This window comes from Streptomyces sp. HNM0574 (assembly GCF_012726235.1).
Lineage (GTDB): Bacteria > Actinomycetota > Actinomycetes > Streptomycetales > Streptomycetaceae > Streptomyces.
This window is the reverse complement of sequence record NZ_JAASAH010000005.1, coordinates 98557-123272: the sequence shown is the minus strand read 5'-3', so window position 1 is coordinate 123272 and position 24716 is coordinate 98557. Positions and strand designations below refer to the sequence as shown.

Below are 24716 nucleotides of genomic sequence, written 5' to 3'. Positions count from 1 at the left end.
GGCGCTCAGCCGGACTTGGGGCGGGCGCGGACGTGGACGCGCTCGCCCTGCGGCCCGAACAGGCTGAGGAACTCCACGGGTTGGGTGCCCGCGTTCCCGAAGCCGTGCGGGGTACGGGTGTCGAACTCGGCCGCCTCCCCCGCCGTCAGCACCAGGTCGTGCTCGCCCAGCGCCAGCCGCAGCCGCCCCGACAGCACGTACAGCCACTCGTAGCCCTCGTGCGTCCGCTGCTCGGGCCGCGGCAGCTCCTCGGGAACGGTGCCCTCCTGCGGCGCGGGCATGATCTGCTTGTACGCGGAGAGCCCGCCGAAGTCCCTGGTCAGCGGGATGAACGTGGAGCCGTGCCGGGTGAAGGGCCGCGGGTGGACGCGGGGGTCGCCGGTCGCGGGCGCGCCGACGAGCTCGTCCAGCTGCACCCCGTACGCCTTCGCCAGCGGCAGCAGCAGCTCCAGAGTGGGCTTGCGGCCGCCCGATTCGAGCCGCGAGAGGGTGCTCAGCGAGATGCCGGTGCGCTCGCTGAGCTGAGCGAGCGTGACGCTCCGCCGCTCTCGGAGGGCCCGCAGGCGCGGGCCCACGGCGGTCAGGACGTCCAGGAGTTCGTCGTCGGCCATGCCCTCCATTTGCCGCCCCGGCAAGAATCTTTGTCAAGGGTTCGCGGCAGCGGGAGCATCGGAGACCTCAGCAGCCCCGGCCCGACAGGGAGATCCGATGAGCGAGGAAACCGCGGAGACCGTCACCGACCAGGAGTTCTGGGACGCGCGGTACGGCGAGCGCGGCCAGGTGTGGAGCGGCGAGGCGAACACCGTCCTGGTCCGCGAGGCCGCGAAGCTGGCCCCGGGACGGGCGCTCGACCTGGGCTGCGGCGAGGGCGCCGACGCCATCTGGCTGGCCCGGGAGGGCTGGACGGTGACGGCCGTCGACGTCTCCGCCGTCGCCCTCGGCCGCGCCGCCGAGCACGCGGCGGCGGCCGGAGTGGCCGGACGCGTCGACTGGCAGCGGCACGACCTCGGCGCCGGCTTCCCCGAGGGCAGCTGGGACCTGGTCTCCGCGCAGTTCCTCTACTCGCAGGCCGGGACGCCCCGCGAGGCGATCCTGCGCCGGGCGGCGGCCGCGGTCGCGCCCGGCGGCGTCCTGCTGATCGAGGGCCACGCGGGCTTCCCCTCCTGGGAGCACAGCCATGCCGCCCACGAGGGAAAAGCAGCGACCCGCTTCCCCACCCCGGACGAGGTCGTCGCCGACCTGCGGCTGCCCGAGGGCGAGTGGGAGGTGCTGCTCAGCGAGGAGCACGAGCGCGTCCAGCAGCGTCCGGACGGCACCCCGGGCACCCGCGTCGACAACACCGTCGAACTGCGGCGCCTGCCGGTGTGACGCGGGTGCGTGTCACATCCGCGCGGGCCGGTCCGTCTCCCTGGTGACGACGGAACGAACCGAGGAGTTACCGATGGCACGTCTGGCGATGGACAGCGCGGCGCCGGAACCGTACAAGGCGATCCTGCAGGCCCAGGGGGCCGTGGACACCGGGCCGCTGGCGGCGGCGGTCCGCGAGCTGGTCAAGATCCGGGCCTCGCAGCTGAACGGCTGCGTCTTCTGCGTGGACCTGCACACCCGCGAGGCGCGGCGGCTCGGTGAGCGGCAGGAGCGGCTGGACCAGCTGCCGGTGTGGGAGGAGTCCGAGCTGTTCGCGCCGCGGGAGCGGGCGGCGCTCGCCTACACCGAGGCGGTCACGCGCGGGGTGCGCGTGTCCGAGGAGACCTGGCAGCAGGTCTGCGCCCAGTTCCCCGACGAGGCGGAACGGGGCCACCTCGTCGCCCAGGCGGCCCTGATCAACACCCTCAACCGCCTCGCGGTCCCACTGGAGCTCAAGCCCCGGTAAGGGGGCGCGGGGAACTGCGCCCTCTTGGGGGCGCGGGGAACTGCGCGAACGTCGGCGGGGTGGCCCGGCGACGGCATGGAGCACCCCGCGCCGGGGCCGGGGCGCTGCGCTTGCCAGCCCTACGCCTACGGCGCAGTTCTCCCAAGCGGGGCGAGCCCGCGACAAGGGGCGCGGGGAACTGCGCAAGACCCGGGCCACGACGGCGGGGCGGGCCCGAGAAGCCCTACCCGCCCTGCTCCGACCGCACCCGGTCCACGAACCGCGACAGGAACGGATCACCCAGCTTCACCGGCCCGACCTGACTGTTCTCCTCCGGATCGACGGTGATCGCCGACGCCGCCGACACCGCCTCGTCCATCGCCGCCCGCTCCCGCTCCGCACGCGACGCGTCACCGTCCTGGACGGCGGTCAGCGCCCGCAGCCCGTGCCGCAGCGCCGCGCCCCACAGCTCGGTCGCGTCCAGCCACTTGGCCGCGTCGGCGAGGAACCAGCGGTCGGACACGCCCTCGCGCAGGATTCCGGGAGCCTCCGCGATCCCGTCCGCCACGGGCCTCAACTCCCGTACGGCGCCCTCCGGATCGCTTCCGTACCGGTCCTGGAAGGCGTCGAGCCGACTGCCCAGCACGGGGGACTGCGGCTGCCACGGCGTCTCGCCGAAGGTGGGTGCCAGGTGGTTCAGGTCGACGAAGGTGAGCAGCGCGCGGGTGGTGCGCGGGTCGCCGCCGGCGAGGTAGCGGGCCGCCTGTTCGCCGGAGCGGCGGCGGTCGTAACCGCGGTCGTTCCAGGCGAAGTCGGCCATGGTGAACACGGCCGCCTTGCTCGCGCCCGCCTGGCTCATCGGGTTGGAGACCAGCCCGGTGACGTGCTCGGACAGGCCCGGGTCACGCTTGTCGTACGGGGCGAGGAGCAGCCGGCCCTTGGTCCGCGCGAAGTCGTTGACGGGGTAGTTGTCCCAGACGAAGACCTTGCGGCCGAAGAGCTCCGAGGCCCGAGCCGCCTCCTCCGCGGTGATCCGCGGCGGGACGACGGCGGTGCCCGTCCACATCACCTCGACGTCCCGGTCCAGCCCCTCGCGCAGGGTCTTCTTGTACGCCGTCTCCTCCAGGTCCCCGTACTCGGTGGGCACCGTCTGGAGCGGCTCGACGCCCTCGTGCGTGGCGACGAAGTCCCGCTGCACGGCGTTCAGCAGGCCCAGTTGGGCCCGCGCGGCGGGGGCGCGGCCGGGGGCGCCGAACTCCTTCTCGTCGCCCGGGCAGTTCCACTTCGTGTAGCTGATGTCGTCGAGCGGGACGGAGAAGGAGCGCACGCCCAGGTCGTACAGCGCTTGGAGCTTGGCCCGGAGCGCCGCGACGTCCGCCGGGTCGGAGTAGCAGATCGAGTTGCCGGGCGAGACGGCGAAGGTGAAGCGGACGTGCCGCTCCCGCGCCCGCTCGACGAGCTTCCCCAGCTCGGCCAGCTGCTCGTCCGGGTAGGGCTCGCGCCACTTCTCGCGGTGGTACGGGTCGTCCTTGGGCGCGTACACATAGGTGTTGGACTTGGTGTCGCCGAGGAAGTCCATGTGGTCCAGGCGTTCCTCCGGCGACCACTGCGGCCCGTAGAAGCCCTCGATGGTGCCGCGCAGCGGCATGGCGGGACGGTCGCTGACGGACACCCCGGCGATCCGGGCCGAACTCCCCTTCTCCGCCCCGGTGTTCGTGCCGCCCGAGAGCAGCTGCCGGAAGGTCTGCACCGCGTAGTACTGCCCGGCCGCGTCCTTCCCGCCCAGCGCCACCGTGCCCCCGGACGCCGCGCGCCCGGCGGTGACGCGCAGCCCGTACGCCTCGGCGTGGTCCGGGACCCTGGTCCCGTCCAGGGCCCGCGCGATGTCCGCGCGGGTGGCCTCGCCGAGCAGCACCGTCACGTCCGCCGCACCGGACGCCCGCTCCCGGACGTCCGGCTGCCGCACCCCGTGCCCACGCAGCACCTCGGTCAGCAGCTTCCGCGCCGCCGGGTCCGTCCCCTCACCGACGACGAGCTCGACGCCGTCGCCGAGCCGTACGTCAGGACCGACCCGCTCCATGGCCCGCGGGGTCGGCGAGACGACGGGCAGTTCGCCCGAACCGGCCCGCGCGGGCGAGGGGTCCGCGCCGGGCGAGGCGCCGGCGGGCGGTACGACGGCGGCGGCAAGGGCGAGTGCGGCAAGCACCGCACAGCTTCTGGCGAGAGCGGACACGCGGCCTCCCGGGGCGGGACGGGCCGTGGCGGAGGCCGCCCACGGAACCGGGCCGGCGCCACGGGGACACGACAGCGGACAGTCCCCGTCACCTTCGGCCCGCGCCCCTCCCCGGTCAACCACCCACACCCGGCAGGCCGGGGCAAGTCCAACCCCTGGCCCCGGAAGTGCAATTCGCCGGGACTTGGGGACTACTGCTTCCCGGTACCGACCGGGTCGACCGTGACGCCGCCGACGGGCTTGTCCGAGACGGGCAGGTTGATCGAGACCGGGACGGTCTTGGAGGCGGTCTCGTTCGGCGGGGTGACGAGCATTCTCGTGATGTCCAGGCCCGAGCCGCCGGTGTCGTTGCGCGGGGTGTGCAGCGTGAAGCGGGTCTCCTCGCCGGACTTGACGACCACGGACGGGGCGTCGAGGTCGCTGCGCTCCGCGTTGATGCCGCCCTTGCCCCCGTCGGCCTTCAGCACCACGCCGGGGAAGCCCTGGAGCGAGCAGGCGTCGCCGGTGTTCTTGAGGCTGACCAGGACGTCGCCCTCGCCCATGCCGTGCGAGGCGCGGATGTCGAGGTTCTCCGTCTTGCAGTCGCCGGTGTTGATCTGCCCGTTGCCGCTGCCCTCACCGGCCGCCGGGTCGGCCGCCTCGCCCCCGCCGGACGTGCCGCCCTCCTCGGCACCGCCGCCACCACCGGTCGAACCCTCGCCCGAGCCGCCGGAGCCGGAGGAGGACTCCGAGGGCGCGGCCGAGTCGCTCGCCCCCGCCGCTGAGGTGTCCTCGTTGCCCTGGCAGGCGGTGAGGGAGAGCCCGGCGGCGAGAGCCACGGCGGCAAGGGTGATCTTCTGAACGCGCATCACTTGGTCCTTCGCATTCGGTCCGTCTGGATTACTGATCACCAAGACCCGGACCGCCCGGTGGAACGTTCCGCTCAACTCCCCCCTCATACATGCCTGTTACACACGAAGAACTCCACAGCCACACCCCCGGACCGCCCCGACCCCACGTTCCCGGGCCGGGACCACGGTTCCACCCACCGCCCCACGCGGCGCCACGCACCGACCCCCGCTGGGACACACCCGTGACCCGGTGGGCATTGCGCCGGGGCGGCGCAGTACGGCGGCGACCGCCGCCGGATGGGCCAGGTCGCACAGATGGCGGGCACCGTCGAGCAGCCGCCCCACTCCCGGATATGAGCGCCCGCCACCCCGGCATCACCCTGCCCGCTCCAGGCATCCCCGGGGCAGGGCAGCGGAACGCAGGCGGCCGGGACGGCAGCCGACGCACAGGGCGATGTCGCCGCGCATCGGCCGGGCCACCCTCCGCACGAGCCACTCGCCCCGCCGGACGAAGTCGGACACCACGCCGTACTCGACCAGCCGGCCGACGAGTGCCGCGTCGTCCAGCTGCGCCAACTCGCCCTCCCCTCCCTGCCGGTGGGGCTTTCGGCAGACGGAAGCGACGAGGCGTTCCGGCCACCGGCCGTGGCCGGTGCCGAGCCCGTGGGCCGGGCTCGCAGGTACGGGAGGGTCAGCCGGGCCGACAGCGCGGGGGCCAGCGGCTCGATGACCTCGGCGACGCGGGTGGCGGGCTCCCGCCGCCAGCGGTTCTCGCGGCCGGGCAGCTGGACGGCGAGCACGGCCACGTCCGGGCCCAGCAACTGCTGCCAGGGCCGGAAACTGGTTGGCGCCCGAGCCCGCGTGCGGCAGGCACACGAGCACCGCGCTCGCCGTCCTCGGCGGCGAGTACTCGACGAACCAGGAATCCGCCGGGTCCGTCACATGTCCCGGCCCTCCCGCGCGTTACACGTCAGCAGCATGTCGCGGCGGCTCAGCATCCCGCCCACCGAGGCGGCCAACAGCGGTATCACGTTGGCGCAGTGCGGCATCCGCGTGCAGGAGCACAGCAGCAGCGCCGAGGTGATCGTGCGGCAGTCGACACAGTCCGCCGGGTACTCCGCGCAGACCTTCGGGCTTGGTGACGCGCCGACCGTGACGGCGAGCAACGGTCGATGATCACGCGGGACGTGAAGGCACGGTACTGGGCGCCGTCAGTCGCCGACATGCTGCACGTCATGCCGCGACTCGGCCGCGCGCTCGGCTTCTCCCGCACAACCATCGGGGAGCGGCCGACCGTCGAGTTCGGCGACTCCGTCAGCGAGTACCCGCAGCCCGCCGCGCAAACCCTGAGCCTGCTCACGCAGGACGAGGCCGCGAGCATCGACACCCGCGTGCGCATCCTGCGCCCCGACCGGGACGACGACCAGGTACAGGCCGAAGTCCGCCGCATCCGCGAGGACTTCGACACCGGAGTACCCGCCGATCCGCTACAGCCGTCTCGGCCCAGCGGGGAGCCGCCGACGTGGGCTACGGCTAGCCCCCGGGGGCAGCCGCGGCCCGTGGCGTTCGTCATGACATCCCGCCACCTTGGGCACGGGTTTGGGCGATCTTGACCGCAGCCTCGCAGCACATGGCGATGGCCGCCAGCCAGGCCACCGTGCGTACCTCGGTCGGCCCTTGCAGGCCGTCGTGAGCGATCAGCGCCACGGCGCCGGCCGCGATCAGGGCGGCGGTGCATCGGGTGGCCGGGAGGTTCAGCCGCAGTTCCACAGTCCATGGGCGGCCAGCTCCGAACAGAGCAGCGAAGAACACGAGGGTCACGGCGGCGCCGATCGGCGCCGCCGGAAGCAGTGATGACATGCAAGGAGTTTGCCACATTAGGCACACTCGAATTACCTTCAATAATAGACCTGTAGAGTCTTAAGAGTCAAATGGCTCGTGTGAACTGTCTAATGTTGCGACACCACGTCACACAACGCAGCAGCTCAGGGAGTTGCAGCTGCGGTCTCGCCGGTACGCCACACGGGCAACCATGATGTAGTTCACAACTTGCCGGGGGTGCCATGTCTGCCTCCCCCGAGCTTGTCGAGGATCTGTCGGCCAGCGTGCGGGACTTGTACGCGGACGCCGAGGAACGCCTGCTCGGCATCGTGGCGCGGCAGCTCGCGGCCGACCACGAGACCCAGGGCGGGGGCAGCGCAGGCTCGCCAAGATTCAGCCGCTTCGGCGTGCGTCGCAGCGTGTTGTCAACGAGCTCGGCCGCGCCGTCGAGTTGGAGGTTTTCGATGTGGCCACGAGGCGTACAACCGCGGCCACCGTGCCGTCGCCGTCGAGCTCGGCGCGCTGCCGGATCGCGAGCAGCGACTCGTCGACGAGATCACCCCGAACGCGCAGTCGGTCGACCGTCTCGCGGCTGAGCCTGTGCAGGTGGTCACCGCGCTCCGGGTTCACCGATCGGGCCGGCCGCCGTTGGCCGCTCACGAGCCCAAGTACGTCGAACTGTCCCCCACCAAGCGGCCAAAGGCGTTGGTGTGGGAACCGCACCTCGTCGAGGAGTGGCTGCGCACGGGAGAGAAAGCCCTCGCCCGTCATGGCCTGGACACCTGAACAGAAGCCCCTCGGACACAGCGATACGCGGATCACGCGAGACACGTATCAGTCGGTCAGCCGAAGGTAGCCGCCGAGGCAACCGCGGCCATGGTTCCGCGCAGCACCGCCCGTCGGCCCAAGCCGACAGAGAAGGAGCAGGCCGCCCTCGACCAGATCGCCAAGTCGGCCACTGACAAGCTCGTCGCGGACACCGAAGAGTCGGCCGTCGAGCACGACGGCCACACACGAGGGTGCGAAGATCATCGAGTTCCGGCCCCGCAAGGTCCGCGCAAGAGAAAAAGCCCAGGTCAGCAGCTAACTGACCTGGGCTTCAACCGAGCCGCCTGGGGGAGTCGAACCCCCGACCTACGCATTACGAGTGCGTCGCTCTGGCCAACTGAGCTAAGGCGGCATGCTGCGTGTGGTCGGACTGGCGACCGCAGCGACGACAAGTTTACACAGGTTCCCGGGGTGCTCCGCACCGGGTTCCGGTGGGGGCGGGGGCTCCGCGGGGGCCGGCGGGGCTAGGTGCACTTCTTGCCGTCCTTGGGGGCCTTGCCCTCCAGGAGGTACTCGTTGACGGTGTTGTCGACGCAGCCGCCGCCGCGGAGGTAGGCGGTGTGGCCGTCGCCGTCGTAGGTGAGGAGGCGGGCGGAGGAGAGCTGGCCCGCGAGGCCCTCGGCCCAGGCGTAGGGGGTGGCCGGGTCACGGGTGGTGCCGACGACGAGGATCGGGTCGGCGCCCTCGGCGGCGATGCGGTGCGGTTCGCCCGTGGGCTTCTCCGGCCAGTAACCGCAGTTCAGGGCCGCCCAGGCGAAGCCGCGGCCGAAGACCGGCGAGGCCTTCTCGAAGGACGGGACGGCCTTCTCGACGTCCTCCGGCTTCCGGAAGGCGGGCGGGGAGTCGAGGCAGTTGACGGCGGGGTTGGCGAACATGATGTTGCCGTAGGCGCCGTCGGGGTCGCGCTCGTAGTACTCGTCGGCGAGGGTGAGCAGCTCCATGCCGTCGCCCTTCTGGGCCGCGCCGATCGCGTCGCGCAGCCGCGGCCAGGACGCCTCGTCGTACATGGCGCGGATCACGCCGGTGGTGGCGAGGGACTCGGTGAGCTCGCGGTCCTCGCCCGTGGCCACGGGCTTGGCGTCGACCTTCTCGAAGAAGGCATTCATCCGCTTCGTCGCGTCGGCGACGCTCTTCTTGCCGAGCGGGCACACCGAGCGCTCGACGCAGTCCTCGGCGAACGCCTTGAACGCGGTCTCGAAGCCGCCCGTCTGCTGCCGGTTGACCTGCTCCATCGACAGCGACGGGTCCATCGCGCCGTCCAGGACGAGGCGGCCGGCGCGCTGCGGGTAGAGGCCCGCGTAGGTGGCGCCGAGGTAGGTGCCGTAGGAGGCGCCGACGTAGTGCAGCTTCTCGTCGCCGAGGACGCCGCGCAGGATGTCCATGTCGCGCGCGGTCTCGACGGTGGAGACGTGGCCGAGCCGGTCGCCCGTCCGCCGCTCGCAGCTGTCGGCGAACTTCTTGTACGCGGCGACGAGCGCGTCCTGCTCCTTCGCGGTGTCGGGCGTCTGGTCGGTCTGCGTGTACGCGTCCATCTGCTTGTCGCTGAGGCACTTCACGGGCTCGCTGCGGGCGACGCCGCGCGGGTCCATGCCGACGATGTCGTAGCGGCCGCGCACCTCGGCCGGGTAGCCGATGCCGGCGGCCTGCTGCACGTACTCGATGGCGGAGCCGCCGGGGCCGCCCGGGTTGATCATGAGCGAGCCGATCCGCTTGCCGCCGCCGGCGGCCTTCTTGCGGGCCACGGCGAGCTTGAGGTCCTCGTCCGGGTCGGGGTCGTCGTAGTCCAGCGGGGCCCTCAGGGTGGCGCACTGGAAGCCCTCGGCTCCGCAGTCCCGCCAGGACAGCTTCTGTTCGTAGTACCGCTTCAGTTCCTTGGGAACGGCGGTGGGCAGCGGCTTCAACGGCTTGGCGTCGGGGTTCCCGATCGCGTTCTCGTGCGCGGCGCGGGCCGACGCCTCGTCACCGTCCGGCTCCCCCGAACTGTCCGACGAGCACCCCGAGAGCAGCAGCGCGGCGGCTGCGAGCACAGCGGAGGACGTCCGGAACAGGCGCCTGGTCTGCATCGACATGTACCTCGATCCCTTGGCGGTCAGCCTGGGTGGTCCTTCGGCGGTCGTGCGCAATCCGCCGCCGCGCGCCTCCCCCGACCGGCCTTCCCCCGGCGCACATGTGCTCGTCGCGGCCTGCCGCGGATTGCGGTGTCCAGGGGAGCGTATCCGGCGGCGGCGCGCCCGCGCCCCTCCACCCGCGCCCGTACGAGTGAGCGGGCGCCCCGGGCGGCGGGACGGCTCAACTGGGGCGCGCGGGGCCGCCGTTCGGGCCGCGTACCGCGTACGGCTCAGCCCGCGCGGAGGGCCATGGCCATGGATTCGACGGCGAGCAGCGGGGCGACGTTCCGGTCGAGCATGTCGCGGCAGCCGAGCACGGCCTCGATCCGGCGCAGCGTCTGTTCCGGGCGGGACGATCCGGCGACGCGCTCGACGACGTCCCGCACCTCGTCGTTCGCGAGGGCGACGTCCGAGCCCAACTGCCGTGCCAGGACGTCCCGGTAGAAGGAGGTGAGGTCGGTCAGCGCGAGATCCAGGGAGTCCCGCTGGGTGCGGGTGGCCCGGCGCTTCTGGCGGTCCTGGAGCTCCTTCATCGCGCCCGCCGTGCCGCGCGGCATGCGGCTGCCCTTGCCCTCGGCGGCGCCGAGCGCGGCGCGCAGGGCCTCGGTCTCGCTCGCGTCGAGCTCCTCGGCGACCTCCTTGGCGTCCGCGCCCGCCGCGTCGATCAGCTCCTGCGCGGCCTTGAGCGCCTGGCCCACGTCCCCGACCCGGTCCGGCAGCTTCAGCACGGCGGCCCGCCTCGCCCGCGCGCGCTCGTCGGTGGCGAGCCTGCGGGCGCGCTCGATGTGGCCCTGGGTGGCGCGGGCCGCGTACGAGGCCATGCCCTCCTCGATGCCGTCCCGCCGCACCAGCGAGGCGGCGACGGCCTCGACCGGGGGTGTGCGCAGCGCGAGGTTCCGGCAGCGGGAGCGGATCGTCGGCAGCACATCCTCCGTGGAGGGGGCGCAGAGCAGCCAGACCGTCCGCGGCGCGGGCTCCTCGATGGCCTTGAGCAGGACGTTTCCCGCGCCCTCGGTCAGCCGGTCGGCGTCCTCCAGGACGATCACCTGCCAGCGGCCGCCCGCCGGGGACATCTGGGCGCGACGGACGAGGTCCCTCGTCTCCTTCACGCCGATGCTCAGCAGGTCGGTACGGACGATCTCGACGTCCGCGTGCGTGCCGACGAGGGTGGTGTGGCAGCCGTCGCAGAAGCCGCAGCCGGGGCCGCTGCGCAGGGCGCGGTCCGGGCTGACGCACTGGAGCGCGGCGGCGAACGCGCGGGCAGCGGACGGGCCGCCGGAGCCGGGCGGCCCCGTGAAGAGCCAGGCGTGCGTCATCGAGGAGCCGGACAGCTCGGCCGAACCCGCGCGCGTGCTCTCGGCCGTGACGAACGCGTCCGCGTCCGCGGCGGCCGCGCCGAGCTGCGCCGCCGCCCGCTCCTGACCGACCAGGTCGTCCCAGACCGCCATCCGTGCCGTACCTCCTGCCGCTGCCCGTGACGCCGTCGTCCATTGTCGTCCATGCCACCGACAGCCGGACGCACCGGAGGCCGGGCCCCGACGGGACCCGGCCTCCGGTGGCGGGCTAGCGGCGCCCGCGCCGTTCCTGCTCCTCGTGCGGGCCGAGGAGCTCGTCGGCGAGGCTCGGGACGTCGTCGAGCGGGGTCTCCTCCGCCCACTCCGGACGCGGCCGCGCCGGACGGCCCGACTCCGCGTCGACCTGCGGCAGTTCCCGCGTACGGTCCTCGTCCTCGCCGACCTGCGGCAGGACCGTCGTCTCGTCCGCGGAGCCCGGCTGCTGCCCGGCCTGCGGGAGGACGGCGGTGCGCTCCGCCTCGCTCTCGTCCGCCGTGCGGCGGCCCGGCTTGTGCATCTTGTGCATGGAGTACGGGGCGGGCTGCTCGGCCGTCTCCTCCGAGGAGCGCTGCTCCTTGCTCATCGAGTACGGAGCGGCGGATTCCGCGGAGATCTGCGGGATCTGCGCCGTGTCCGCCTCGGAGCCGTCCGGCTCGACGGACCGGGCGGCCGACGCGGAAGCGGCGGTGCCGCTTCCGGAGCCGCGCGCGTGCTCGGAGCGCAGCAGCGCCTCCTCCGCCTTGCGCTGCTTCTCCAGCCGCCGCTCCTCGGCCTCGGCCCGCAGCCGGGCCTCCTCCTCCGCGAGCCTGCGCTGCCGCTCGATCTCCTCGCGGCGCATCCGCTCCTCGGCCTCGCGCCGCTCGCGCTCCTCCTCGGCCTTGCGCCGCTCCGCCTCGGCCCGCTCCCGGGCCTCCTGCGCGCGCCGCGCCTCCTCGCGCTGCTTCTCCAGCTCGGCCTCGCGCTTCTTGCGCTCCGCCTCCTCGGCCCGCAGCCGGGCCATCTGCTCCTTGCGCTCGCGCTCCTGGCGCTCCTCCTCGGCCTTCCGCGCGGCCTCTTCCTCCGCGCGGCGCCGGGCCTCCTCCTCGGCCTTGCGGCGCGCCTCCTCCTGCGCCGCCCGCTCCTGCTCGGACAGCGGCAGCACCGCGTCCAGCCGGTGGCGGACGACGGTGGTGACGGCCTCGGGCTCCTGCGCGGCGTCGACGACGAGATACCGCGCCGGGTCGGCGGCGGCCAGCGTCAGGAAGCCGGCGCGCACCCGCTCGTGGAACTCGGCGGGCTCCGACTCCAGCCGGTCCGGCGCCTCGGTGAAGCGCTCACGGGCCGTCTCGGGCGGGACGTCGAGCAGCACCGTCAGATGCGGGACGAGTCCGTCCGTGGCCCAGCGGGAGATCCGCGCGATGCCGGTGGGCGAGAGATCGCGGCCGGCGCCCTGGTAGGCGACGGACGAGTCGATGTACCGGTCGGAGAGCACGACGGCGCCGCGCTCCAGCGCGGGACGGACGACGCTGTCGACGTGCTCGGCGCGGTCGGCCGCGTACAGCAGGGCCTCCGCGCGGTGCGAGAGCCCGGCCGAGGAGACGTCGAGCAGGATCGAGCGCAGGCGCTTGCCGATGGGGGTGGCGCCCGGCTCCTTGGTGACGACGACCTCGTGGCCCTTGTTCCTGATCCACTCGGCCAGCGCCTCGATCTGCGTCGACTTGCCCGCGCCGTCACCGCCTTCCAGCGCGATGAAGAAGCCGGTGGCGGCCGGGGCCTGCTTCGGCTCGCCGCCGCCGACGGCCTCCAGCAGATCGCGGCGGAGCGGCACGCCCTGCCGGTCGTCCGTGCGTCCGAGGACGAACGCGGCGACGGGCAGCAGCAGCGCGCCGACCAGCATCAACGTGAAGGCGGCGCCGCCGTGTTCGAAGACGAACGCGCCCTTCTCGACCCGGTGCGGGCCGATCAGCGCCGCCAGCGCGGGCCCGATCAGCGCGGCCAGCGCGATCGCGATCCGGACGACGGCCTGCAGGTGTTCGGTGGTGCGGGCCCGGCGGGCCTCCTCCGTCTCCTGGTCGAGGAGCACGTGCCCGGTGTTGGCGGAGACACCGGCGGAGACGCCGGCGAGCAGGGTCAGCAGCCACACGCTCGTCGGGTCGGGCACCAGCCCGGCCGCGAGCAGCAGCACGCCCGTGACGGCGATGGCCAGCGCCAGCAGCCGGCGCCGCGAGAGGCCGGGCAGGGTGCTGGGCGCGAGCCGGATGCCGACGGCGGTGCCGCCGGTCAGCGCGAGGACGAGCAGCCCGAAGCCGACCGGACCGCCGCCGAGGTCGACGGCCCGCAGCAGGGCGAGCGCGACGGCCGCGGAGATCGCGGCGGCGACGGAGGAGCAGGCCAGCACGAGCAGCGGGATCGCGCCCGTCCGCCCGCGCTCGGCCGGGGCCTTCGCCGGGGCCTTCGCGCCGTCCTCGGCGGAAGCCACCGCCCGGCGCGGACGCCGCAGCCCCTCCAGCGGTGAGCGCGGGCGCGGGGTGGCGGTGGCGGGCAGGTCCAGGAAGTAGACGGTGGAGAGGGACGCGGCGAACAGCCCGGCCGCGACGTACGAGGAGAGCGCGGCCTGGTGGGTGTGGAACCAGTCGATGCCGGCGCCGAAGAGATTGCTGATCAGCGTCACCACGACGAGCGCGGCGGCCGCGGCGGGCAGCGCGAGGAAGGTGCTCCGCAGCCACAGCCGGCGCAGCGCCTCGTGGTGGTCGGGCGCGGGCCGGACCGCTCCGGGCGGCGCGGCCGGCAGCAGCGCGGGCGCGGCGCTGTCCTTGGCCACCGCCCAGACGCGCTCGGCGCCGCCGAGCACGAAGACGGTGACCAGGACGAGGACGAGGGCGACGCCCGGCGTCCAGTCGATCCACAGCGGGGCGACGATCAGGGCGAGGGCGCGCAGCACGTCGGCGCCGAACATCGTCCAGCGCCGGTCGAGCACGCCCTTGCCCGGCGCGAGCAGCGCGGACAGCGGCCCGAGCAGCAGCGCGCCGAAGACGAGGGTGGCCACCAGCCGGGTGGCGAACACCGCGGCGACGACCAGCGCCGTCCCGCGATACCCCCCGCCGAAGACCGGGTCGCCGCCGCCGGCCTGCACCGTCGCCGCCTGGAGGCCCAGCAGCAACAGGACCAGCAGGGACAGTACGTCGCCGATCGCTCCGGTGAACTGCGCGCTCCACAGCCGCCGCAGCGGCGGGATGCGCAGCAGTGCGCCCACGGCGCGCTCGCGGGAGTCTGCGGCGAGTGCGTCGTCGGGGGTCGCGGGGGTCGCGCCCGTTGGCTGCTCTGCACGCGTCATCCCGCCAGCGTATAGCGAGACACCGACACCGTGTGCCCGCGCCCGGACATACGGAAGGGATCGGTGAGGTTTCTGTGAACGCCGGTGCGCGGCACGTCCGGGATGCGCCCGGTATGCGCCCCGGGAACGCGCGAGCGCCCGGTGCCGCAGGGGGCACCGGGCGCTCGTCGGGGGCTCAGCTCTCGGCGTCCTCGGAACCGGCCGCCGTCTTCTTCGCGGCCGTCTTCTTGGCCGCCGACTTCGTGGCCGTCTTCTTCGCCGCGGTCTTGGTGGCGGCCGTCTTGCTCGCCGCCGTCTTCTTCGTGGCGGTCTTCTTCGCCGCCGTCTTCTTGGCCGTGGTCTTCTTCGCGGCCGTCTTCTTGGCCGGGGCCTTCTTCGCCGCGGTCTTCTTGGCCGTCTTCTTCGCCGGGCCCTTCGCCCGCTTCTCGGCGAGCAGTTCGAAGCCCCGCTCCGGGGTGATCGACTCGACGTCGTCGTCCCGGCGCAGCGTCGCGTTCGTCTCGCCGTCGGTGACGTACGGGCCGAAGCGGCCGTCCTTGACCACGACCGGCTTCTCGGTCTGCGGGTCGTTGCCCAGCTCCTTCAGCGGGGGCTTCGCCGCCGCCCGGCCACGCTGCTTCGGCTTGGAGTAGATCTCCAGCGCCTGCTCCAGCGTGATCGTGAAGATCTGCTCCTCGGTCTCCAGCGACCGCGAGTCCGTGCCCTTCTTCATGTAGGGCCCGTACCGGCCGTTCTGCGCGAGGATCTCCTCGCCCGACTCCGGGTCGGTGCCGACGACGCGGGGCAGCGAGAGCAGCTTGAGCGCGTCCTGAAGCGTGACCGTGTCCAGCGACATCGAGCGCAGCAGCGAGGCCGTCCGCGGCTTGACCGCGTTCTTGCCCGTCTTCGGCGTGCCCTCGGGCAGCACCTCGGTGACGTACGGACCGTACCGGCCGTCCTTGGCGACGATCGGGCGGCCCGACTCCGGGTCGGTGCCCAGCTCGAAGTCGCCGCTGGGCTTGGCCAGCAGCTCCTTCGCGTACTCGACGGTCAGCTCGTCGGGCGGCAGGTCGTCCGGCACGTCGGCGCGCTGCCCCGGCTGGTCCGGGTCCTCGGAGGGGCCCTCGACGTAGGGGCCGTAGCGGCCGACGCGCAGCGTGACGCCCTCGCCGACGGGGAAGGACGAGATGCCCTTCGCGTCGATCGCGCCCAGGTCGGAGACCAGTTCCTTCAGGCCGCCGAGGTGGTCGCCGTCGCCGTTGCCGGAGTCGGCGGCCGAGGGCGCGGGGGCCTCGCCGGTGCCGGAGGTGCCGTCCTGCTCGCCGAAGTAGAAGCGGCGCAGCCACGGCACGGCCTCGGCGTCGCCGGCGGCGATCCGGTCGAGGTCGTCCTCCATCTTGGCGGTGAAGTCGTAGTCCACGAGCCGCCCGAAGTGCTTCTCCAGCAGGCCGACGACGGCGAAGCTCAGGAAGGACGGGACGAGCGCCGTGCCCTTCTTGAAGACGTACCGCCGGTCGAGGATGGTGCTGATGATCGAGGCGTACGTGGAGGGACGCCCGATCTCCCGCTCCTCCAGCTCCTTGACCAGCGTGGCCTCGGTGTACCGGGCCGGAGGCTTGGTCGCGTGGCCCTCGGCGGTGATCTCCTCGGCGCTCAGCGCGTCGCCCTCGGTGACCTGCGGGAGGCGGCGCTCGCGGTCGTCGAGCTCGGCGTTGGGGTCGTCGGAGCCCTCGACGTACGCCTTGAGGAAGCCGTGGAAGGTGATGATCTTGCCGGTGGCGGTGAACTCGGCGTCCCGGCCGTCCGCCGAGGCGCCGCCGACCTTCACCGTCACGGACTGGCCCGTGGCGTCCTTCATCTGCGAGGCGACGGTGCGCTTCCAGATCAGCTCGTAGAGCCGGAACTGGTCGCCGGTCAGGCCGGTCTCGGCGGGCGTGCGGAAGCGGTCGCCCGAGGGACGGATCGCCTCGTGCGCCTCCTGCGCGTTCTTGACCTTGCCCGCGTAGACGCGCGGCTTCTCCGGTAGGTAGTCGGCCCCGTACAGCTGCGTGACCTGGGCCCGGGCCGCGGTGATCGCGGTGTCGGAGAGCGTCGTGGAGTCGGTACGCATGTAGGTGATGAAGCCGTTCTCGTACAGCTTCTGCGCCACCTGCATCGTCGACTTCGCGCCGAAGCCGAGCTTCCGGCTCGCCTCCTGCTGGAGCGTCGTCGTCCGGAACGGCGCGTACGGCGAGCGGCGGTACGGCTTCGACTCGACGGAACGGACGGCGAAGGCCGTGTCCGCCAGCGAGGCGGCGAGCGCCCGCGCGTTCTCCTCGTCCAGGTGCAGCACCTGGTCCGGGTTCTTCAGCTGCCCGTCGGAGCCGAAGTCCCGGCCCTGCGCGACGCGGCGGCCGTCGACCGTGGCCAGCTTCGCGCCGAAGGTGCCGGGGTCGGACACGTCCCCGCCGCGGCCCGTCGCGAAGGTGCCCGCCAGGTCCCAGTACTCGGCGGAGCGGAAGGCCATCCGCTCGCGCTCCCGCTCGACCACGAGCCGCGTCGCCACGGACTGCACCCGGCCCGCCGACAGCCGCGGCATGACCTTCTTCCACAGCACGGGCGAGACCTCGTAGCCGTAGAGACGGTCGAGGATGCGGCGGGTCTCCTGCGCGTCGACCAGGCGCTGGTTGAGGTCGCGGGGGTTGCTGACCGCGTTCTGGATGGCGTCCTTGGTGATCTCGTGGAAGACCATCCGCTTGACCGGCACCTTGGGCTTGAGGACCTCCTGGAGATGCCAGGCGATGGCCTCGCCCTCGCGGTCCTCATCGGTGGCGAGCAGCAGTTCGTCGGACTCGGCGAGAAGCTGCTTCAGCTTCTTGACCTGGTCCTTCTTGTCACTGTTGACGACGTAGAGCGGCTCGAAGTCGTGATCGACGTTGACGCCGAGACGCGCCCAGGGCTGGCCCTTGTACTTGGCGGGGACCTCGGCGGCGCCGTTCGGAAGGTCGCGGATGTGCCCGACGCTGGCCTCGACCACGTAGCCAGGGCCCAGATAGCCCTTGATCGTCTTGGCCTTGGCAGGCGACTCGACAATCACGAGTCGGCGCCCGCCGTCTGCGGTCTCGCTGGTCGGGGACAACTTCAGGCTCTTCTTTCCGGTCGGCGGTCGGGCGGTCGGCAGCTTCGGTCGCTCGTCGCTGCGGAGTGTGACGGTACCTCCCGCCCCCATGTCAAACGGGAAAAGTCCGCAACGCCACTCGAACGGTAACCCGACAGCCAACCATCCTGCCGCCCGATACCCGGGGTGATCGCCCCTGATCACCCCCGAAGCAGCACCCAACCTCCCGCCATGAGCGACATCACACCCGAAATCCCCACGAGCACGACGGCCGGAACCCGTCCCACGCCCTCCGCGACGGGCTCCCCGTTCCTGGCCCGCACGGTCGTCCACAGCATCAGCGCGGCCCCGAACACGGCGAGGGCCACTCCGACGAAGGCAGCTGGTGCACTTTCCATGCGGCGACCCTCACACCCCGCCCCGACACCGCCGCGAACGCGAGATGAACACGCCCCCACCACCCACCCGTCCGGCCCACCGGCCCGCGCCGGGGACGGCGGGACGGGGGAGGACGGGCGGAAGGAGGGGGCGTAAGGGCAGGTCCGGGCCGGTGCTCCCGGTCAGTCCGCGTCCGGGACCGGCCGCAGGAAGCCCTGCCCGACCAGCAGCCGGATGGCCTCCGGCGTGCGGTCCCGCAGTATCACCGGGTCCTCGCCGACGAGTTGGGCGATCGCGTCCAGGATCCGGCCCGCGGGCAGCGAGCCGTCGCAGACCCCGGCGAACCCGGCGCCGACGGTGTCCACCTTGGAGGCGCGCCGCATGCCCCGGTTCTGACGCAGCACCACGTGCTCCGGGTCCTCGGCGCCCGGCATCCCGACCTGCTCCTGCACGACCTCGTCCGCCAGCCGGAAGTGCAGGTCCAGCAGCGCCGCGTCGTCGGTGTCCCGGAGGAAGTCCTGGCGCGCGAAGTGTCCCTCGACCTCCTCGCCCAGCGGCTGTTCGACCGGGTGCGGCCACTCCTCGACCTGGACGTGCGGCCGCTCGGCGCCGCTCTTCCGCAGCGTGATCCAGCCGAATCCGACGGCCGTCGTGCCGCGCTGTTCGAACTCGTCCAGCCATGCCGCGTACCGCGCCTCGTACACGTCACGCCCCGCGAGGTGGTCCCCCGCGTCCCGCAGCCACAGCTCGGCGTACTGGGCGATGTCCTGCACCTCGCGCTGCACGATCCAGGCGTCGCAGCCGGCGGGCACCCAGGAGCGCAGGCGCTCCTGCCAGTCCTCGCCCTCGCGGTGCTCCCAGTTGGCGAGCAGCTGGCAGTAGCCGCCGTCGGCGAGGTGCTCACCGGCGCGTTCGACGAGCGTGCGGCACAGGTCGTCGCCGCTCATCCCGCCCTCGCGGTACGTCAGCCGCCCCGCGGCGTCGCCCTCGGCGGGCGCGGCCTGCGGCGCGATGACGAACGGCGGGTTGGAGACGATCAGGTCGTACGGTTCCTCGCCCTCGACCGGCTCGAAGAGCGAGCCCTCGCGCAGGTCGGCCCCGGGCGCGCCGGAGAGTGCGAGCGTGAGCCGGGTGAAGGCGAGTGCCCGCGGGTTGACGTCGGTGGCCGTGACGCGGGTGGCGTGCTGCGCCGCGTGCAGCGCCTGGATGCCCGAACCGGTGCCCAGGTCGAGCGCGCGGGCGACGGGCTTGCGCACCGTGATCCCCGCGAGCGTCGTCGACGCGCCCCCGACGCCGAGCACGACGTCCTCGTGCCGGGCGCCGATGCCGCCGGCGCCGCCGACGGCGCAGCCGAGGTCGGCGACGATCCACCAGTCCTGCCCGTCGGGCCCGCCGTACGGCCGGATGTCGACGGTCGCCCGTACCGAACCGGCCTCGTCCGCGGCGCCCTCGCCCACCAGCCAGCCGTCGGCCAGCGCGTCGTCCAGCGGGAGGACGGCGGCGGCGCGGGACGCGGGCACCGACTGCTGGAGGAGGAAGAGGCGTACGAGGGTGGGCAGCGGGCCGCCGCCGCGCGTGGCCCGCAGCGCCGGGACGGTCTCGCTGCGGGCGAGCGCCGAGTAGGCGGGCCCGCCGAGGAGTTCGAGGAGGCCGTCGGCGGTGAACCCGGCGGCGAGCAGCGCGGCCCGCAGCCGGGCGACGCGGTCGGGGTCGGCCGCCGGTACCGCGGGGACGGCGGGGGACCCGTGCCCGGCCGCCGCGGCGGGGGCGTCGGTGCCGGTGCCTGACGGGGCGTCGGCGGGGGCGTCGGTGTCGGGGGAACCGGGGTGGCGGGGGCTCGTACTCACGCCACCCATTGTGTCGTCTGGCCCTTCCGGCGACGACCAGCGGTCAGCCCCCGGCCGCGCTGTCGGCGGACGGGGGCTGACCGGGGATCACGGGGCGCCGGACCGGCTCGCGGTGGAGCGGTCCGGGCCGCCGCTACGAGGAGGGGGCCTCGCTGGTGTCGGGCCGCTTGCAGCCCTTCTGCTTCGCCATGGCCTCGCCGACCTCGCCGGACTGGAGGTCGCTCAGCGCCTTGTCACCGCTCTTGCCGAGCTTGTCGAGCTCGGTCGCGACGCCCTTGAGCCCCTCGGCGAACTTCGCCTGGTCCTTGGTGTCGAGCTTGTCGACCGTCCGCTTCAGCCCCGCGTACTCCTTCGAGATGCCCTTGAGCTCCTTCACGGCGTCCTTCTGGAGCTTCTCGCCGTCGTCGACGGGCGGTGCGCCCGCCTTGTCGACCGCCGTGCCGAGCGCCTTGTACGCGTCGGAGATGTCCTGGAAGGCGGCCGAGTCCGTCTTCTTGACCTCCGCGGAGGACTGCTTCTTCTCGGACGCCTCACCGATGGATGCGTTCGCCTGCTGGATCTTCTTGACCTGAGGCTGCACCTGGTCGCAGACCTTCTTGGCCCATTCCTCGGTCTTCTTGCCGCTGTCGTCGCCGCAACCTGTCAGCGTGAGAACGAGTGCCGCACCGCTGGACAGTGCCGCCACGAGCTTCTTGTTCACCGGATCGGTCCCTTCCATGGCTGTTCGGCCCGGAACATACACGCCGGGACGCTCCCGGGGTGGAGCCAGGCGAATGATCTGTCCCTGATTAAAGCCATTTGCACCAAACCGGACGCGGCGGCTCGCGGGTGCCCACCGTACGTCAGCAGAAATCACGAACGGGCGGACGAAGCGTCAAAACGCCTCGTCCGCCCGCCAGTTGGACGGTTTCTGAACGACCGTCAGCGCGTCGCCGCGGCGGGTTCGGCCGAACTTTCCGACCGTTCCATGTTGTTTTCGTCACCAACGGCGATACCGCGCCGCTTGGAGACGTACACGGCGCCGACGATGACCGCGATCGAGACGACCGCCACACCGGCGCGGACGCCGACGCTCGCCTGGTCGCCGTAGCTGAACTGCACCACCGCCGGGGCGATGAGCAGCGCGACGAGGTTCATCACCTTCAGCAGCGGGTTGATGGCCGGACCGGCCGTGTCCTTGAACGGGTCGCCGACGGTGTCACCGATGACGGTCGCCTCGTGCGCCTCGCTGCCCTTGCCGCCGTGGTGGCCGTCCTCGACGAGCTTCTTCGCGTTGTCCCAGGCACCGCCGGAGTTGGCGAGGAAGACGGCCATCAGGGTGCCGGCGCCGATCGCACCGGCGAGGAACGCGGCGAGCGCGCCGACGCCGAAGGTGAAGCCGACGAGGATCGGCGCCATCACCGCGAGCAGCCCCGGGGTGGTCAGCTCGCGCAGCGCGTCCTTGGTGCAGATGTCGACCACCCGGCCGTACTCCGGCTTCTCCGTGTAGTCCATGATCCCGGGCTTCTCCCGGAACTGCCGCCGCACCTCGTACACCACCGAACCCGCCGAGCGGGACACGGCGTTGATGGCCAGACCGGAGAAGAGGAAGACGACCGCGGCGCCGAACATCAGGCCGACCAGCGTGCTCGGCTGCGCGATGTCGAGCAGCTCCATCATCTTGCCCGTGCCCTCACCGGCCTCCCCGAGCGCCGAGGTCAGCTCCGTACGGTACGAGCCGAACAGCGCGGCGGCGGCGAGCACGGCGGTGGCAATGGCGATGCCCTTGGTGATGGCCTTGGTGGTGTTGCCGACGGCGTCGAGGTCGGTGAGCACCTGCGCGCCCGAGCCCTCGACGTCGCCGGACATCTCGGCGATGCCCTGCGCGTTGTCGGAGACGGGGCCGAAGGTGTCCATGGCGACGATGACGCCGACGGTGGTGAGCAGCCCGGTGCCGGCGAGCGCCACCGCGAACAGCGCCAGCATCACCGTGCCGCCGCCGAGCAGGAACGCGCCGTACACGCTGAGCCCGATCAGCAGCGCCGTGTAGACCGCCGACTCCAGGCCGATGGAGATGCCGGAGAGGACGACCGTCGCCGGGCCGGTCAGGGACGTCCGGCCGATGTCCCGCACGGGCTTCCGGTTCGTCTCGGTGAAGTACCCCGTGAGCTGCTGGATCAGCGCCGCCAGGACGATTCCGATGGCGACCGCGACGATGGCGAGGACCCGCGGGTCGCCCTCGTGCCCGAGGATCGCCCGCGCGTCGTCGCCGGAGACACCGGTCAACTCCGCGTAGCTGGCGGGCAGATACGCGTACGCGGCGACGGAGACCAGGACGAGGGAGATCACCGCGGAGATGAAGAATCCGCGGTTGATCGCCGTCATGCCGCTGCGGTCGCTGCGGCGCGGGGCGACGGCGAACACCCCGATCATGGCCGTGATCACGCCGATCGCGGGGACCATGAGCGGGAAGGCGAGCCCGTCGTCGCCGAAGACGGCGGTGCCGAGGATCAGCGCGGCGACGAGCGTCACCGCGTACGACTCGAAGAGGTCGGCGGCCATTCCCGCGCAGTCGCCCACGTTGTCGCCGACGTTGTCCGCGATGGTGGCCGCGTTGCGCGGGTCGTCCTCGGGGATGCCCTGCTCGACCTTGCCGACGAGGTCGGCGCCGACGTCGGCCGCCTTGGTGAAGATGCCGCCGCCGACCCGCATGAACATCGCGATCAGCGCGGCACCGAGACCGAAGCCCTCCAGCACCTTCGGCGCGTCCGCCGCGTAGACGAGGACGACGCAGGCGGCGCCGAGCAGTCCGAGCCCGACGGTGAACATGCCGACCACGCCGCCGGTACGGAAAGCGATCTTCATCGCCTTGTGGGAAACAGCGGTGAGATCCTTCGCCGGTTCTCCCTCGGCCGGAGTCGCCTCACGGGCAGCCGCCGCCACACGCACATTACTGCGCACCGCCAGCCACATGCCGATATAGCCGGTGGCCGCCGAGAATCCCGCCCCGACGAGGAAGAAGACCGAACGGCCGAGCCGCTGGTTCATGTCATCGGCCGGCAACAGCATCAGCAGGAAGAAGACGACGACGGCGAATACCCCGAGGGTCCTCAACTGCCGTGCCAGATAAGCGTTCGCGCCCTCCTGGACGGCGCCCGCGATCTTCTTCATGCTGTCGGTGCCCTCACCCGCGGCGAGGACTTGTCGTACCAGCACCACCGCGACACCGAGCGCCGCGAGCGCGACCACCGCGATCACGATGACCAGGCCCCGGTTGGCGCTCGTCAGTACCGCGTCCGCAAGTTGATGATGATTCTGAATCGGGCTCAGGTGCCCCGCCATTCGTCCTCCTCGACGTTTGGCGCAGAGAGCGTACGACGCATCACACGACTCCCTGCTGCAGGAGATGTGGACGGATTGTAGGGAGCCGTTCAGGATCAAAACAGGGCGCAGCGCTGGCAATTCGCCTGCACCGGCGAAGATCGAAAGAAGCGGGCCAGTGAAATTCGCCCGCACGGGCGAGGCTGACAAAATTGCTGACGTTGTAAAAATGATCGCGTCAGAGCCCCGAAAAAGACGATCACAAGCCTTATCGGAGCCCTCTCGCCCCCCACGAAAACCCTACTCCAGCACCCGCCACAACGGCCCGAAATACACCGCGAGTTGAAGCCTGTGCGCGCGTTTAAACGTGACCGGAACGGCGAACTTGCTTTAGTTCAGGGGGAGTTGAGGTGACGCCGAAGCCGTACGCCTTGCGGGCAGGGGCAGTTCACGGGGCGTGCGGCGGCACACGCGTACGCCCGCGGCCGTCGGACCGGCGTGGAGCCGGGACAGGCGCGGGCCGCGGGGAAACTTGCTCAGGGAAGGTCCGAGTCGGGGGCCACGGGCCAACTCATGCGGATGAGCCCGCCGTTCTCGTCGGAGCTGACCTCGACGTCGTCGACGAGCCCGCTGATCACCGCGAGGCCCATCTCGCTCTCGTCGCCGTCCTCGTCCAGCCCGTCGGCGCTGCCGACGCCCGCGCCGTCATCGCGCGTGCCCGGCACCAACGCGCCCTCGGCGTCGGCCAGTCCGGCCGGATGCGGGGCGGCGGGGGCCTCGTCGCCGACCTCGATGGAGAACTTCTTCTCGTCCTCGATCAGCGCGACCCGCACCGGACGGTCGATCCCGTTGCCCACATGCAGCCCGACGGCGCGCGAGCACGCCTCACCGACCGCCAGACGCACCTCGTCGAGCACGGCCTCGTCCACCCCCGCCCGGCGCGCCACGGCGGCAGCCACCAGCCTCGCCGTACGCACGTGCTCCGGCTGCGCGCTGAAGCGGAGTTCCACGATGGCCATGCCATCCCCCTCGGTCGTGCTGATCTCGGTCTTGCCTGGTTCTCGCTCTCGGGACGCACGGCTTCGGCGAACCGGCCGCTCCCGCAGGGGAGTTGCGTACCCGAAGGGAGCCTGCGCTCCTCCGCCGCCGGTAAACGCCCGGCGTGCGCCCGCGGCACACGACCCGGCGCGCGCCCTGGAGAACAAGCCCCCGGACCACGCCGTCACGGCTCTGCTCGATCGCCTGCCGCGGCGGCCACTCGTACGTGCGCGGCCCGGCGCGAGCACACCCGCGCGCTGACGCCCGCGGGGCCGGAGCCCTGCGGGCGTACGGAGCACCAATCGCCGGTCCGGGCCGGTGCGAAGGCCGGCGACGTCCGGCCCGGAACGGCACCCGCCCCGGCCCCGGCCGGAAGCCGGGGCGCGGGACGAGAGGTCAGTCCGTCGCCGAAACGGCTTCGTCGACCGACCGGTGGATCGGGAACACCTTCGTCAGGCCAGTGATCCGGAAGATCTTGAGAATGCGCTCCTGGTTGCAGACGAGCCGCAGCGAACCCTCGTGGGCCCGCACACGCTTGAGCCCGCCGACGAGCACCCCGAGGCCCGTGGAGTCCAGGAAGTCCACGCCCTCCATGTCCACAACGAGGTGGTAGCTGCCGTCGTTCACCAGCTCGACCAGCTGCTCGCGCAACTTCGGCGCGGTGTATACATCAATCTCGCCACCGACCGCGACGATCGTCCGATCGCCTACAGTCCGGGTCGACAGGGACAGGTCCACGGATCCTCCAGCACCTTGCT

General features: G+C 72.3%; 20 protein-coding genes and 1 tRNA gene. 3 read left to right on the top strand and 18 right to left on the bottom strand.

The window, feature by feature from the left end:
• Positions 1-5: 5 nt before the first annotated feature.
• Entirely contained in the window at positions 6-611 is a 606-nt protein-coding gene (locus HCC30_RS11605; RefSeq protein WP_169442372.1) for an XRE family transcriptional regulator, read from the bottom strand.
• A gap of 97 nt (positions 612-708) precedes the next feature.
• Between HCC30_RS11605 and HCC30_RS11600 the strand changes: the two genes are divergently transcribed.
• The gene (locus HCC30_RS11600; protein WP_169442371.1) at positions 709-1368 is read left to right on the top strand and encodes a class I SAM-dependent methyltransferase; all 660 of its coding nucleotides are present in this window, start codon (positions 709-711) and stop codon (positions 1366-1368) included.
• Between the two features lie 73 nt (positions 1369-1441).
• On the top strand, positions 1442-1873 hold the full coding sequence (locus tag HCC30_RS11595) for a carboxymuconolactone decarboxylase family protein (RefSeq protein ID WP_169442370.1): 432 nt from the start codon (positions 1442-1444) through the stop codon (positions 1871-1873).
• Between the two features lie 223 nt (positions 1874-2096).
• On the opposite strand, the gene HCC30_RS11590 is transcribed toward HCC30_RS11595, so the two are convergent.
• The 4 genes from HCC30_RS11590 to HCC30_RS11575 all read right to left on the bottom strand — a co-directional run bounded on the left by HCC30_RS11590 (position 2097) and on the right by HCC30_RS11575 (position 6081).
• Entirely contained in the window at positions 2097-4058 is a 1962-nt protein-coding gene (locus HCC30_RS11590; protein WP_346776588.1) for a beta-N-acetylglucosaminidase domain-containing protein, read from the bottom strand.
• A gap of 218 nt (positions 4059-4276) precedes the next feature.
• A complete protein-coding gene (locus HCC30_RS11585; RefSeq protein ID WP_169442369.1) occupies positions 4277-4933 on the bottom strand; it encodes a DUF4232 domain-containing protein in 657 nt (218 codons plus the stop codon).
• Between the two features lie 357 nt (positions 4934-5290).
• Entirely contained in the window at positions 5291-5491 is a 201-nt protein-coding gene (locus HCC30_RS11580; RefSeq protein WP_169442368.1) for a hypothetical protein, read from the bottom strand.
• Between the two features lie 362 nt (positions 5492-5853).
• On the bottom strand, positions 5854-6081 hold the full coding sequence (locus HCC30_RS11575; protein WP_169442367.1) for a hypothetical protein: 228 nt from the start codon (positions 6079-6081) through the stop codon (positions 5854-5856).
• A gap of 6 nt (positions 6082-6087) precedes the next feature.
• On the opposite strand from HCC30_RS11575, the gene HCC30_RS11570 reads away from it, so the two are divergent.
• Positions 6088-6528, top strand: coding sequence for a phage capsid protein (locus tag HCC30_RS11570; RefSeq protein ID WP_169442366.1), 441 nt, complete (start codon positions 6088-6090; stop codon positions 6526-6528).
• Here the strand turns inward: HCC30_RS11570 and HCC30_RS11565 are convergent.
• The 13 genes from HCC30_RS11565 to bldG all read right to left on the bottom strand — a co-directional run bounded on the left by HCC30_RS11565 (position 6485) and on the right by bldG (position 24696).
• Complete coding sequence (locus HCC30_RS11565; RefSeq protein ID WP_169442365.1) at positions 6485-6775, bottom strand: hypothetical protein; 291 nt, start codon at positions 6773-6775, stop codon at positions 6485-6487. The two genes, HCC30_RS11570 and HCC30_RS11565, sit on opposite strands and share 44 nt — an antisense overlap.
• A gap of 354 nt (positions 6776-7129) precedes the next feature.
• Positions 7130-7507 carry a hypothetical protein gene (locus tag HCC30_RS11560; RefSeq protein ID WP_169442364.1) on the bottom strand — a complete coding sequence of 126 codons (378 nt, stop codon included), beginning with the start codon at positions 7505-7507 and terminating at the stop codon, positions 7130-7132.
• Positions 7508-7842: 335 nt separating this feature from the next.
• Positions 7843-7916: transfer RNA gene (locus tag HCC30_RS11555), tRNA-Thr, on the bottom strand.
• Positions 7917-8028: 112 nt separating this feature from the next.
• On the bottom strand, positions 8029-9627 hold the full coding sequence (locus HCC30_RS11550; protein ID WP_169442564.1) for an alpha/beta hydrolase: 1599 nt from the start codon (positions 9625-9627) through the stop codon (positions 8029-8031).
• Positions 9628-9902: 275 nt separating this feature from the next.
• Positions 9903-11120, bottom strand: coding sequence for a DNA polymerase III subunit delta' (locus HCC30_RS11545; protein WP_169442363.1), 1218 nt, complete (start codon positions 11118-11120; stop codon positions 9903-9905).
• Between the two features lie 115 nt (positions 11121-11235).
• A complete protein-coding gene (tmk, locus tag HCC30_RS11540) occupies positions 11236-14319 on the bottom strand; it encodes a dTMP kinase (RefSeq protein ID WP_169442362.1) in 3084 nt (1027 codons plus the stop codon).
• Positions 14320-14494: 175 nt separating this feature from the next.
• Positions 14495-17416, bottom strand: a complete 2922-nt coding sequence (gene topA, locus HCC30_RS11535) for a type I DNA topoisomerase (protein ID WP_169442361.1) — start codon at positions 17414-17416, stop codon at positions 14495-14497.
• 179 nt (positions 17417-17595) lie between these two features.
• On the bottom strand, positions 17596-17793 hold the full coding sequence (locus HCC30_RS11530; protein ID WP_169442360.1) for a hypothetical protein: 198 nt from the start codon (positions 17791-17793) through the stop codon (positions 17596-17598).
• Between the two features lie 162 nt (positions 17794-17955).
• Entirely contained in the window at positions 17956-19464 is a 1509-nt protein-coding gene (locus HCC30_RS11525) for a class I SAM-dependent methyltransferase (RefSeq protein ID WP_240979528.1), read from the bottom strand.
• A gap of 289 nt (positions 19465-19753) precedes the next feature.
• Positions 19754-20338 (bottom strand): small secreted protein, encoded by a 585-nt coding sequence (locus HCC30_RS11520; RefSeq protein WP_169442358.1) that lies wholly within the window; start codon positions 20336-20338, stop codon positions 19754-19756.
• Between the two features lie 203 nt (positions 20339-20541).
• A complete protein-coding gene (locus HCC30_RS11515) occupies positions 20542-22941 on the bottom strand; it encodes a sodium-translocating pyrophosphatase (RefSeq protein ID WP_169442357.1) in 2400 nt (799 codons plus the stop codon).
• 515 nt (positions 22942-23456) lie between these two features.
• Complete coding sequence (locus tag HCC30_RS11510; RefSeq protein WP_169442356.1) at positions 23457-23939, bottom strand: ATP-binding protein; 483 nt, start codon at positions 23937-23939, stop codon at positions 23457-23459.
• 415 nt (positions 23940-24354) lie between these two features.
• On the bottom strand, positions 24355-24696 hold the full coding sequence (bldG, locus tag HCC30_RS11505) for an anti-sigma factor antagonist BldG (protein ID WP_169442355.1): 342 nt from the start codon (positions 24694-24696) through the stop codon (positions 24355-24357).
• Positions 24697-24716: the final 20 nt, after the last annotated feature.

Excerpts from the sequence above, each read along its gene's own strand:
- HCC30_RS11605 (WP_169442372.1), bottom strand. The coding sequence starts at position 611 with ATGGCCGACGACGAACTCCTGGACGTCCTGACCGCCGTGGGCCCGCGC.
- HCC30_RS11600 (WP_169442371.1), top strand. The coding sequence starts at position 709 with ATGAGCGAGGAAACCGCGGAGACCGTCACCGACCAGGAGTTCTGGGAC.
- HCC30_RS11595 (WP_169442370.1), top strand. The coding sequence starts at position 1,442 with ATGGCACGTCTGGCGATGGACAGCGCGGCGCCGGAACCGTACAAGGCG.
- HCC30_RS11585 (WP_169442369.1), bottom strand. The coding sequence starts at position 4,933 with ATGCGCGTTCAGAAGATCACCCTTGCCGCCGTGGCTCTCGCCGCCGGG.
- HCC30_RS11570 (WP_169442366.1), top strand. The coding sequence starts at position 6,088 with ATGATCACGCGGGACGTGAAGGCACGGTACTGGGCGCCGTCAGTCGCC.
- HCC30_RS11565 (WP_169442365.1), bottom strand. The coding sequence starts at position 6,775 with ATGTCATCACTGCTTCCGGCGGCGCCGATCGGCGCCGCCGTGACCCTC.
- HCC30_RS11560 (WP_169442364.1), bottom strand. The coding sequence starts at position 7,507 with ATGACGGGCGAGGGCTTTCTCTCCCGTGCGCAGCCACTCCTCGACGAG.
- HCC30_RS11550 (WP_169442564.1), bottom strand. The coding sequence starts at position 9,627 with ATGCAGACCAGGCGCCTGTTCCGGACGTCCTCCGCTGTGCTCGCAGCC.
- HCC30_RS11545 (WP_169442363.1), bottom strand. The coding sequence starts at position 11,120 with ATGGCGGTCTGGGACGACCTGGTCGGTCAGGAGCGGGCGGCGGCGCAG.
- tmk (WP_169442362.1), bottom strand. The coding sequence starts at position 14,319 with ATGACGCGTGCAGAGCAGCCAACGGGCGCGACCCCCGCGACCCCCGAC.
- HCC30_RS11530 (WP_169442360.1), bottom strand. The coding sequence starts at position 17,793 with ATGGAAAGTGCACCAGCTGCCTTCGTCGGAGTGGCCCTCGCCGTGTTC.
- HCC30_RS11520 (WP_169442358.1), bottom strand. The coding sequence starts at position 20,338 with ATGGAAGGGACCGATCCGGTGAACAAGAAGCTCGTGGCGGCACTGTCC.
- HCC30_RS11515 (WP_169442357.1), bottom strand. The coding sequence starts at position 22,941 with ATGGCGGGGCACCTGAGCCCGATTCAGAATCATCATCAACTTGCGGAC.
- HCC30_RS11510 (WP_169442356.1), bottom strand. The coding sequence starts at position 23,939 with ATGGCCATCGTGGAACTCCGCTTCAGCGCGCAGCCGGAGCACGTGCGT.